The organism is Vibrio sp. V08_P9A1T1, assembly GCF_963874405.1.
GTDB classification, from domain to species: domain Bacteria; phylum Pseudomonadota; class Gammaproteobacteria; order Enterobacterales; family Vibrionaceae; genus Vibrio; species Vibrio anguillarum.
The window spans coordinates 1-10,710 of record NZ_CAWNIB010000021.1 but is presented as its reverse complement, the minus strand read 5'-3'; the positions used below and the strand labels follow the sequence as shown (position 1 = coordinate 10,710).

10 protein-coding genes are annotated in these 10,710 nt (G+C 44.9%); 7 read left to right on the top strand and 3 right to left on the bottom strand.

What is annotated here, in order from left to right; translation table 11 throughout:
• Window positions 1-62: 62 nt before the first annotated feature.
• The gene (gene gmk / locus AACT21_RS01230) at window positions 63-686 is read right to left on the bottom strand and encodes a guanylate kinase (protein WP_017044367.1); all 624 of its coding nucleotides are present in this window, start codon (window positions 684-686) and stop codon (window positions 63-65) included.
• 391 nt (window positions 687-1,077) lie between these two features.
• On the opposite strand from gmk, the gene AACT21_RS01225 reads away from it, so the two are divergent.
• A complete protein-coding gene (locus AACT21_RS01225; protein ID WP_026028324.1) occupies window positions 1,078-1,752 on the top strand; it encodes a 7-cyano-7-deazaguanine/7-aminomethyl-7-deazaguanine transporter in 675 nt (224 codons plus the stop codon).
• Window positions 1,753-1,857: 105 nt separating this feature from the next.
• Here AACT21_RS01225 and gppA read toward each other — a convergent pair whose 3' ends face one another.
• Window positions 1,858-3,351: a guanosine-5'-triphosphate,3'-diphosphate diphosphatase gene (gene gppA / locus AACT21_RS01220; RefSeq protein ID WP_094164203.1), complete on the bottom strand. Its 1,494-nt coding sequence runs from the start codon at window positions 3,349-3,351 to the stop codon at window positions 1,858-1,860.
• Between the two features lie 7 nt (window positions 3,352-3,358).
• Window positions 3,359-4,669, bottom strand: coding sequence for an ATP-dependent RNA helicase RhlB (gene rhlB, locus AACT21_RS01215; protein ID WP_064626111.1), 1,311 nt, complete (start codon window positions 4,667-4,669; stop codon window positions 3,359-3,361).
• 111 nt (window positions 4,670-4,780) lie between these two features.
• On the opposite strand from rhlB, the gene trxA reads away from it, so the two are divergent.
• The 6 genes from trxA (at window position 4,781) to fre (ending at window position 10,592) form a co-directional block, all read left to right on the top strand.
• The gene (trxA, locus tag AACT21_RS01210; RefSeq protein ID WP_010319293.1) at window positions 4,781-5,107 is read left to right on the top strand and encodes a thioredoxin TrxA; all 327 of its coding nucleotides are present in this window, start codon (window positions 4,781-4,783) and stop codon (window positions 5,105-5,107) included.
• 199 nt (window positions 5,108-5,306) lie between these two features.
• A complete protein-coding gene (rho, locus tag AACT21_RS01205) occupies window positions 5,307-6,566 on the top strand; it encodes a transcription termination factor Rho (RefSeq protein WP_010319292.1) in 1,260 nt (419 codons plus the stop codon).
• Between the two features lie 108 nt (window positions 6,567-6,674).
• Complete coding sequence (locus AACT21_RS01200; protein WP_094164202.1) at window positions 6,675-7,670, top strand: hypothetical protein; 996 nt, start codon at window positions 6,675-6,677, stop codon at window positions 7,668-7,670.
• Window positions 7,671-7,747: 77 nt separating this feature from the next.
• On the top strand, window positions 7,748-9,604 hold the full coding sequence (gene ubiD / locus AACT21_RS01195; protein ID WP_088731503.1) for a 4-hydroxy-3-polyprenylbenzoate decarboxylase: 1,857 nt from the start codon (window positions 7,748-7,750) through the stop codon (window positions 9,602-9,604).
• Window positions 9,601-9,870 (top strand): 2Fe-2S iron-sulfur cluster-binding protein, encoded by a 270-nt coding sequence (locus AACT21_RS01190; protein WP_013855397.1) that lies wholly within the window; start codon window positions 9,601-9,603, stop codon window positions 9,868-9,870. The genes ubiD and AACT21_RS01190 overlap by 4 nt, the downstream gene beginning before the upstream one ends.
• 14 nt (window positions 9,871-9,884) lie before the next feature.
• Window positions 9,885-10,592, top strand: a complete 708-nt coding sequence (fre, locus tag AACT21_RS01185) for an NAD(P)H-flavin reductase (protein ID WP_088731505.1) — start codon at window positions 9,885-9,887, stop codon at window positions 10,590-10,592.
• Window positions 10,593-10,710 lie beyond the last annotated feature (118 nt).

The window sequence follows — 10,710 nt, the reverse complement described above, 5'->3', positions numbered from 1 at the left end:
AAAGTATACAGTCTAATCTTTGTTTATACTAGCGATAGACTTTGCCTTGTTTGAGCGGGTGATTATTCCGCCAGTAGCGCGTTGAGCATGCTGTTATATTTAGCAGCTTGCTTGTCTTGCTTCAATCGTTCAGCACGTAAAATAGCTCTGAAATCCATTAATGCCACATCGAAATCATCATTTATGATGACATAGTCGTATTCGGTGTAATGCGAGATTTCAGCTTGAGCTTCATTCATACGTTTAGCAATGACGGCTTCACTGTCTTGACCACGAGCATTCAAGCGGCGTTCCAATTCTTCTTTTGAAGGAGGAAGGATAAACACACTTTTTGCATCCGGCATTTTGTCGCGTATTTGACGCGCGCCTTGCCAGTCAATATCAAGAAAAACGTCAATGCCTTTGTTGAGGTTATTTTCAATCCATACCTTAGAGGTGCCGTAGTAGTTGCCAAATACTTCAGCATGTTCGAGAAATTCACCTTTAGTAATCAACTCTTCAAACAGCTCTTTTTGTACAAAATGGTAATGAACACCATCTTGTTCGCCCGGGCGCATGCCGCGTGTGGTATGTGAAACAGAGACTTTCATCGCATAGGTTGGGTTGGTTTCCAACATCGCAGAGATCAAGCTTGATTTGCCTGCACCACTGGGTGCAGAGACGATATAAAGAGTACCTTTGCCCATCTGTTCTGTTCCACGTTAGGTTAGGATTGAATACTGATATTTGCGTCTATCAGCATGTTAAAAGATAGCACTGACCCAGAGAGTTTCATCCTAGAAAATGAAAATAAGGCCAGAAAAAATGGAGGCGAAGAGTAGCACGTTCCCATGGATGTCTACAACAAAAAGGTCGGCCTTTAGCTGTGAAAGGGGAATTTTAAAACGGTGATATTTTCTTCAATGGGTAAACGTTTGCTCTTATTTCAAGGCTTGTCGAGGGGGTTTATTGCTGTATAATCGCCCGCCGCTAAGCTCGTGATTTGAATATGATCGCGTGATAAGCCTACAAATTAATGCAAGACTAATTCTTCGATTTGGGTTCCCTCGCCCCCAAAACAAACTAAAAAGGTACACAATGAGTTACTTTACCCTTGCGCAGCAGCGCAAAGCTTTGGCACTTTTAGTGCTATTTCATTTGATCATTATTGCATCAAGCAATTATCTGGTTCAGTTGCCCTTTACTGTATTCGGTTTACATACCACTTGGGGCGCATTTACTTTCCCATTCATTTTTCTGGCAACGGATCTCACTGTACGCATTTTTGGTGCAGCGTTGGCTCGTAAAATCATTTTCTTAGTGATGTTACCGGCTTTGATTGTTTCTTATGCACTCTCGGTGCTATTTTTTGAAGGTCAATTCCAAGGGCTTGCTCAGCTTCATGAGTTTAATCTGTTTGTTGCTCGTATTGCTATTGCCAGTTTTATGGCGTATTTGCTAGGGCAAATTATGGATGTGCATGTGTTTAATCGTCTGCGCCAGATGAAGCAGTGGTGGGTTGCGCCAACCTGTTCTACGTTATTTGGTAATGCATTAGACACGGTCGCTTTTTTTGCGATTGCTTTCTATCAAAGCCCCGATCCGTTCATGGCTGAACATTGGACCGAAATTGCTTTGGTTGATTATGGTTTTAAACTGGTGATCAGTTTAGGCCTGTTTGTGCCGATGTACGGTGTGCTGCTCAATTACTTGATCCGGAAGCTGACAGCGGTCAACCCTGATTTTCGAACTGTTGGGATCAATGCTCAGTAGTTGAAATGTTCAGTAGTGGAGTAGCAAGCCATTATACTAGGAAGATAGAAAATCAAAGCCCGAGCAAGTGCTGCTCGGGCTTTTTTATGTGTCTGCATCTTATGACTATGATGGGTCGATAATGAGTGGCCAACCAATGTCGCTTTGACGGTTTGCTTCAATATCCAGCTCGGCGGTGGTGAGAGGATTGGCCGCTAACCATTTGGCGGATAACCGAAGAGTCAGTTGGTCACCTTGAGCTTGCAGTGTAAATTTAGGCTGTAGTGCCTCGTTACGACGATGGCTGAGCAATACGGCAAGGCGCAGTAAACGTAACACCCGCTTGGCGCTGTTGCCCGACAGAGCGTACTGCTCTGGCAATGAAGAGAGCTGCTCGCGATAACGACGAGCAATTTCGCCTAGAAAGTGTTTCTGTGCACGGGTATAGCCGGGTAAGTCGAGGTTTTGTAACAGGTAGGCGCTGTGTTCACCGCCTTTTTTTAAATCAATCGCTAACCCTATTTCATGCAATTGTGCAGCGGTAGTGAGCAGCATTTCAGCTTGCGGTTCCGCAATCCAATCTTCCCCCCCACACTGTTTGAGCAGCGATTGGGCAAGTTGAGCCACTTGATTGGCGTAGTCAACATCAATTTGATATCGCACCTGGACGCTATTGATGGTACGCGTTCGAATGTCATCTTGGCGCAGCTCTTCGACCATTTCATACACTAAGCCTTCACGCAATGCGCCGCCAGCTAAAGTCATCGATTCAATCTCGAGCAGTTCAAAGATGGCAATTAAAATCGAGAGGCCACTTGGGAAAACTAACGCTCGCTCTAAAGTTAAGCCTTCAATATCAAGCTCTTCCAAGTGATCGGCGAGCATCGCTTGTTTTTGCAAGCGTTTTAGTTTGGTATGAGTGATCACCTCATCCATCCCTTGCGCCAGCATAATCTCTTGCAACGCCTGTACTGTGCCACTGGCACCTACGCACACATCCCAACCTAACTGTGAGTATTGTTCAAGGATAGGCGCTAACGTTTGTTTTGCCGCATCAATCGCTCGATTAAAGTTAGCCGCGTTAAGCTGTCTGTCTTTAAAATGGCGCTCAAGCCAAGTGACGCAGCCCATTTTTAAACTGGTTAACGCTTTGGCATCGAACCCTTCACCAATGATGAGTTCAGTACTGGCCCCACCAATATCGACAACCAAGCGTCGTCCTAAGCCACCTGAAGTGTGCGCCACTCCTTTATAGATAGTGGCCGCCTCTTCTTCACCGGAAATAACCTGAATGGGGTGGCCGAGTATTTGGTTGGCTTGAGTTAAAAACAGCTCAACGTTGGTGGCTGTACGCAGTGTGGCAGTGCCAACAATACGGATATTGCTGGCGGGTATATCTTGTAGTCGTTCCGCAAATAAACTGAGGCAGTCCCATCCTCGCTGCATCGCTTCTTGGCTAAGAGCGTTGTTATCATCTAACCCGGCGGCCAAGCGTACTTTGCGCTTTATTTTGGCCATCGTTTGTACACTGCCATCAATATGACGCACGATGAGCATATGAAAACTGTTCGACCCAAGGTCGATGGCAGCGTAGAGCGGCGAGGACACGGCTTTACTCATAAATGGATTACGAACCCTTATTACTTTGATGCGGTTGACGTGGGCGACGATTTTGTGGCTTACGGTTGCCAGTACGAGGGCCATTGTTATTAGTACGGCGCTGCTGAGGATTACGAGAACGCAGACGAATTGGCGGTGGTAAGTCTTCAATCAACGCCGATGCATCGTAATCAGAAACAGGAACCGCGTGCCCGGTATACTCTTCAATCGCGGTTAGGTTAATGGCGTACTCTTCACAGGCAAAACTAATCGAGTGACCACTCTCTCCTGCGCGACCTGTACGACCAATACGGTGCACGTAGTCTTCACAGTCATCAGGTAAGTCGTAGTTGAATACGTGTGTGACTTGAGGAATGTGTAAGCCTCGCGCTGCCACATCGGTTGCAACAAGAATGTCGACATCACCGGTAGTAAATTGCTCAAGGATCTTTTCACGTTTCTTCTGCGGTACATCACCCGTTAGCAGGCCGACACGGTGCCCATCTGCAGCTAAATGACCCCAAATAGAGTCGCAGCGGTGTTTTGTGTTGGCAAAAATGATGGCGCGATCTGGCCAGTCTTGTTCTATCAGTGTCTGTAATAGCGCCATCTTATGTTCGTTAGACGGGTAGAACAGCTCTTCTTGGATGCGATGGCCAGTTTTTTGTTCTGGTTCAACAACCACGTGCTCAGGGTTATGCATGTGCTCGAACGCCAATTCTTGAACGCGATAAGAAAGCGTGGCTGAAAACAGCATGTTCAGGCGCTCTTTAGGTTCTGGCATACGGCGAAACAGAAAACGAATGTCCTTGATAAAACCAAGGTCAAACATGCGATCAGCTTCATCCAGCACAACTGCTTGAATATTATTCAAGTTAAACACGTGTTGTTTGTAGAAATCGATGATACGTCCTGTTGTACCGATCAATATGTCGACACCATCTTGCAGCTTAGACAACTGCTTATCGTAGCTTTCACCACCGTAAGCCAGCGCGGCTTTGATGCCAGTGCTGGCAATCAGAGGTTCGGCGTCGTTATAAATTTGAATCGCTAACTCACGAGTCGGGGCCATAATAATGGCACGCGGCTGCGTCGGTTTTCGCCCTTCATGTTCAGGGGTTGTTAGTAAGTGGTTAAAAGTAGCAGCGAGAAACGCAAGCGTTTTACCAGTCCCTGTTTGGGCCTGGCCTGCAATGTCTTGGCCGGTGAGCAGTACCGGCAACGCCAAGGCTTGGATCGGGGTACAGTAATCGAACCCTTTTTTTTCCAATCCTTCAACAACTTGAGGATGTAATCCCAAATCGGCGAACTTTTGCTCTGTGATATGTGTCTTTTTCATCGCCATAGAATATCAGCTTAAGCTTGCAATACGAAAGTAAATACATTCCAATAGAGCATCTATTTACTGGTTAGCTTATAATCAGTGCAGAAAAACATATTGGAGTGGAAGATGAGCGATAAGATTTTGCAGCTTACAGATGATGGTTTTGAGAACGATGTAATCAAAGCTGCAGGCCCTGTTCTTGTTGATTTTTGGGCAGAATGGTGTGGTCCTTGTAAGATGATTGCGCCAATTTTGGATGAAATCGCTAGCGAGTACGAAGGCAAACTGACTATCGGTAAATTAAATATCGACCACAACGCAGGTACTCCACCTAAGTTTGGTATTCGTGGCATCCCAACCTTGCTGCTGTTCAAAAATGGCAACGTCGCTGCAACGAAAGTTGGTGCGTTATCAAAAACTCAATTGAAAGAGTTTTTGGACGCAAACCTATAACAGGTATCGCAAAGCCGTACATTTTCTGATGCACGGCTTTGTTTTTTTGAAAAGAAACAAACTCTAGACTAGGCTATTATTTAGTGCTAGTTTATCGCACGTTAATTAGACAAGTGTTCACTTCTTGGTCGATCCTGAGACCAAAATCCATCTTAACTAGAAAATAGATCCTATTTTGACTAAACAAGTATCCACCACAATGAATCTAACAGAATTGAAGAACAGACCTGTGTCTGATCTTGTGAAACTTGGTGAGAGCCTAGGCCTCGAAAACCTAGCGCGTCTAAGAAAACAAGACATCATCTTCTCCATCCTAAAAGCGCACGCAAAAAGTGGTGAAGATATATTTGGTGATGGGGTCTTGGAAATTCTTCAAGACGGTTTTGGTTTCTTACGTAGCGCCGACTGTTCATATTTAGCTGGCCCTGATGATATCTACGTATCACCAAGCCAAATTCGCCGTTTCAACTTACGCACCGGTGACTCAGTATCTGGCAAAATTCGCCCACCAAAAGAAGGCGAACGTTATTTCGCATTGTTAAAAGTTAACACCGTTAACCACGACAAACCGGATAATGCACGTAACAAGATTTTATTTGAGAACTTAACTCCACTGCATGCCAATGAACGTATGATCATGGAGCGTGGTAATGGCTCGACAGAAGACATTACGGCACGAGTTCTAGACCTTGCCTCTCCGATTGGTAAAGGCCAGCGTGGTTTGATTGTTGCTCCGCCAAAAGCGGGCAAAACCATGTTGCTACAAAATATCGCGCAAAGTATTGCTAACAACCATCCTGATTGTGTGTTGATGGTGCTACTGATTGACGAACGTCCTGAAGAAGTAACGGAAATGCAACGCCTTGTGAAAGGTGAAGTGGTTGCTTCTACGTTCGATGAGCCAGCTTCTCGTCACGTACAAGTGGCAGAAATGGTGATCGAAAAAGCAAAACGTTTGGTTGAGCATAAGAAAGATGTCGTTATCCTGCTTGATTCCATCACACGTTTAGCTCGCGCCTACAACACAGTGATCCCGTCATCTGGCAAAGTATTGACTGGTGGTGTGGATGCCAACGCATTGCAACGCCCTAAGCGCTTTTTTGGTGCGGCTCGTAATGTAGAAGAAGGCGGTAGTTTAACGATTATTGCGACGGCATTGGTTGATACCGGCTCTAAAATGGATGAAGTTATCTACGAAGAGTTTAAAGGTACAGGTAACATGGAATTGCACCTTAACCGTAAAATTGCGGAAAAACGTGTCTTCCCTGCTATCGACTTCAACCGCAGCGGTACTCGTCGTGAAGAGTTGCTTACTAAGCCTGATGAGTTACAAAAAATGTGGATTCTGCGTAAGATCGTTCACCCAATGAGTGAAAGTGACGCAATGGAATTCTTAATTGATAAGCTCGCGATGACGAAAACCAATGATGAGTTTTTTGATGCGATGCGCCGTCAATAATAGACGCTAAGTTTAGTATGACCAACGCCACCGTTTATCGGTGGCGTTTTTGTTTGCATTTGACCCATTAACCTTCCACAATAGGCCAAATGTTACAAGGAGGTTAAAATGCAACAAGGAATGTTGTCGTCGCTTCTCCTCTCGCTATTTTTATTTTGTGCGTGGCCAAGTGCTGCCTCTATAGAAATAACGTCTGATACAGCTCAAAAATGGCTTCAGGAAGAACAAATTCGCCATAAAAGTGCAGAGCTATTGCAGTACGCGGTACATGATGAATTTGATTCTTTGCGTTTTTCATTACAACGTTTAGCGCTATTACCGCAAGAAGCCGCACGTTTTCTGTTGCTGCAAAAAATCGAGCAGTTGGATCTCGCGCTAACGCCGAATATGGTGATCTTCATTGAAGAGCAGCAAGCGCTTGCACCCACTTATCAAGTTGTCGAAAAAGAACAAGGCTATGAATTCTCAACTCCAGCTTTTGACTCTTCTGCGATAGCCAGCCGTTTATTAAAGCGTTGGCGGCAGGAACAAACCATTCTCGATTTCTTGGTGAAGGCGGAGCGCCAAGAGCTAGTACTGAAAACATGGTTGTCAGGGACTCAATATCAAGTAAAAATTCGCGAAACGTTACTGATCCGCGAGTTAGATACAGTATCCCCAAGTGCTTTAGCTGCGCTCACTGAGCAACTGACATCAGAGCCAGTGACCGGATGGTTGCCTTCCACACAAGTGATGGTTCGATTAGCTCAAGTTAGTGAAGATCCTAAAATCTATAAACTCCTGTGGCTGATGCGGGTCGATTTCTCCATTCAGCAGGAACTCACACGATTAGCCAGCGTAAGCGATGAATTTGCGATAAAACAGATCATGGCCGCCAGTGAAAATCCAAGTTTAAAAGTACAAGCGATTAAGGCATTAGTTCGCATCAGCCCCATGCGTTCTGATATCCGCGACTTTCTGATAGCCAAAATGTCAATCAATGAAGAGGTCAATTTAGTGGCCACTGCTTTGGTCGAGCAAGGACACAGCCGCTGGCTAAAGGATTTACTGGTGAGTAATTCTCAGGTGAAAAGTCGTGGTATTTTGCAAGCCCTCTCTCAATAACCCTATGAAATTTGGGGATCGTTAATGGGTTGTTTTTGTTATACTGCCTGCAGTTTAATCAGCGATGTAGTAGGCCTATGAGCTTTAAGGATTTACGTGAATTTGTTGACCATCTGGAAAAAACAGGCCAACTAAAACGCATTACTTGCCCGATTGATCCTCATTATGAAATGACGGAAATTAGCGACCGCACTTTGCGTGCCGCAGGTCCTGCTTTGCTATTTGAAAACCCGATCGGTTATACGGTTCCCGTGCTCACTAACTTGTTTGGCACCGCAAAACGCGTCGCGATCGGCATGGGGCGTAAAGAGGTCCAAGAGTTAAGGGAAGTCGGCAAATTACTAGCTTATCTCAAAGAGCCCGAGCCACCACAGGGCTTCAAAGATGCTATCGATAAATTGCCTTTATTTAAGCAAGTGCTCAACATGCCAACCAAACGACTACGCAAGGCTCCTTGCCAGGAGATTGTTTGGCAAGGCAACGATGTTGACTTAGACAAAATCCCAGTGATGAGTTGTTGGGCCGATGATGTTGCTCCTCTTCTGACTTGGGGGCTGACGATCACTAAAGGGCCAAACAAGAAGCGACAAAATCTCGGGATTTATCGCCAACAGAAACTCAGTAAAAACAAAGTCATCATGCGTTGGCTGGCGCATCGTGGTGGTGCTCTAGATTTAAGAGATTGGATGGACACTCACCCCGGAGAGAATTTCCCAGTTTCAGTGGCTTTTGGTGCTGATCCTGCAACCATTCTAGGCGCGGTGACACCAGTGCCAGATACGCTTTCTGAATATGCTTTTGCGGGATTGCTACGAGGCAGTAAAACAGAAGTGGTTAAATCGCTCAGTAATGATCTAGATGTGCCTGCTAGTGCGGAAATTGTGCTGGAAGGCTACATAGATCCAAACGAATATGCTGACGAAGGGCCTTATGGTGATCACACGGGTTACTATAATGAAGTTGAAAAGCATCGTGTCTTTACGGTTACGCATATCACAATGCGCAGCAATCCTATCTACCATAGCACTTATACCGGACGCCCACCTGATGAACCAGCTGTGCTTGGTGTTGCGTTAAATGAAGTGTTTGTGCCTATACTCCAAAAACAGTTCCCTGAAATCGTCGATTTCTATTTACCGCCGGAAGGTTGTTCTTATCGAATGGCGGTGGTGACGATGAAAAAGCAATACCCTGGTCATGCAAAGCGAGTCATGATGGGAGTTTGGTCGTTCCTTCGCCAGTTTATGTACACTAAATATGTGGTGGTGTGCGATGAATCAGTCGATGCTCGTGATTGGAATTCAGTTATCAATGCAATGACAACACATATGGACCCAGTCCGAGACACTTTATTCATCGAACATACACCGATTGATTCACTTGATTTTGCCTCTCCAGTGGTGGGGCTAGGCTCCAAAATGGGCTTAGATGCTACCATTAAATGGGATGTTGAGAGTGACGGTACAAGACAACAGTCATCACCATCAACGGCTCCTCAGATCAAAGCTGAGCATTTGGATCAGCTTAGAGCTCAGCATTCTGAGATTGTTGATATCTATTTAGTGCCATTTTCTAATGATGGTTTCTTGATGGTATCCATGAACAAAGCGTTCGCTGGTCAATCTCAAGAGCTGTTAAAAAAGATATGGGCATTTTTAGAGACATTTTCAAACCTGAAGTTTGTTGTGCTCTGTGATGATGATGTGAATATCCGAGATTGGAATGATGTGATTTGGGCGATAACCACGCGCATGGATCCGTCTCGGGATACTGATCGTATAGAAGCTAATGAAGGGCAATGTTCCAAGCTCCTGCTGGATGCAACCAACAAACTCTCTGGTGAAGTTCAGCGAGAGTGGGGGACGCCAATCCAAAAAGATCACGAGGTCGTCACCAAAATAGACTCGCTCTGGGATGAGCTAGGTATTTTATGACTTATACGGTGATCTTGCTGCCGAAAGGCGATACTTTTGAAGTGCAAGACGGTACAACGGTGTTGGAAGCTGCGCTCAACAAGAACATCTCTTTTCCACACCGTTGTCAAATAGGTGCATGCGCTATGTGTATGTGCAGAAAATTAGAAGGTGTAGTGGAATATAACTTAGAACCGATGTTGACTGACGAAGAGCAGCGACAAGGTTGGATATTCCCTTGCCAAGCCTTTGCAACAAGTAACTTAGTACTTACTTTTGCAGAGTAAGTCAGAGGAAAAACATGACCACCCAATGTAAAGTAAAGTCAATTGAGCCATTAGCCTCTAATACTTATAAAATCATCCTCCAACCTGAAAGCGTTCTTGCATTTAAAGCTGGGCAATATCTCATGGTAGAAATGGGTGAGAAAGATAAACGTCCATTTTCTATCGCAAGCAGCCCTTGCCGTTCTGGTGAACTAGAGTTGCACATTGGTGCCGCCGAGCACAATGCTTATGCACAGGAAGTGGTTGAGAAAATGAGAACGGCATTAAGCAACAAGGGTTTAGTCAATATAGATGCACCTCACGGTGATGCGTGGGTAAAAGAAAATGAGCGCCCTCTACTACTCATTGCTGGAGGAACAGGCTTTAGCTATGTACGCTCGATTTTAGATCACTGTATTAGCCAAAAGAAAAGTAACGCTATCTATTTGTACTGGGGAGCAAAAGACGTTTACCAACTCTATGCAAAAACAGAACTGAGTGAGATTGCTCAGCAATTTGAGAACATCCACTTTGTACCTGTTGTTGAAACGGCTGATGAAAGTTGGAATGGTAAGGTTGGCAATGTACTCCAAGCGATCAATGATGATTTCGAGTCGTTAGAAGCGTACGACATTTATATTGCAGGTCGTTTTGATATGGCTGGAGCAGCAAGAGAACAGTTTACCCAATACAAAAATGCAAAAAGCGATCACATGTTTGCTGATGCCTACGCTTTTATTTAAGATCGAGAGAGATTAAAGCCTATCAAAAGAGAGCGAAATGCTCTCTTTTGACGCTTTGTGGCTGCTATTTAAACAAAATAGATGTTTTTCTTATTTTTTATTAAAAACCGCTTGCACT

What these genes read in the sequence shown, in the direction of transcription:
- gppA (WP_094164203.1), bottom strand. Translation starts at nt 3,351, where the DNA reads ATGAGTAAAGCCGTGTCCTCGCCGCTCTACGCTGCCATCGACCTTGGG.
- AACT21_RS01190 (WP_013855397.1), top strand. Translation starts at nt 9,601, where the DNA reads ATGACTTATACGGTGATCTTGCTGCCGAAAGGCGATACTTTTGAAGTG.
- ubiD (WP_088731503.1), top strand. Translation starts at nt 7,748, where the DNA reads ATGAGCTTTAAGGATTTACGTGAATTTGTTGACCATCTGGAAAAAACA.
- trxA (WP_010319293.1), top strand. Translation starts at nt 4,781, where the DNA reads ATGAGCGATAAGATTTTGCAGCTTACAGATGATGGTTTTGAGAACGAT.
- rhlB (WP_064626111.1), bottom strand. Translation starts at nt 4,669, where the DNA reads ATGAAAAAGACACATATCACAGAGCAAAAGTTCGCCGATTTGGGATTA.
- AACT21_RS01225 (WP_026028324.1), top strand. Translation starts at nt 1,078, where the DNA reads ATGAGTTACTTTACCCTTGCGCAGCAGCGCAAAGCTTTGGCACTTTTA.
- AACT21_RS01200 (WP_094164202.1), top strand. Translation starts at nt 6,675, where the DNA reads ATGCAACAAGGAATGTTGTCGTCGCTTCTCCTCTCGCTATTTTTATTT.
- fre (WP_088731505.1), top strand. Translation starts at nt 9,885, where the DNA reads ATGACCACCCAATGTAAAGTAAAGTCAATTGAGCCATTAGCCTCTAAT.
- rho (WP_010319292.1), top strand. Translation starts at nt 5,307, where the DNA reads ATGAATCTAACAGAATTGAAGAACAGACCTGTGTCTGATCTTGTGAAA.
- gmk (WP_017044367.1), bottom strand. Translation starts at nt 686, where the DNA reads ATGGGCAAAGGTACTCTTTATATCGTCTCTGCACCCAGTGGTGCAGGC.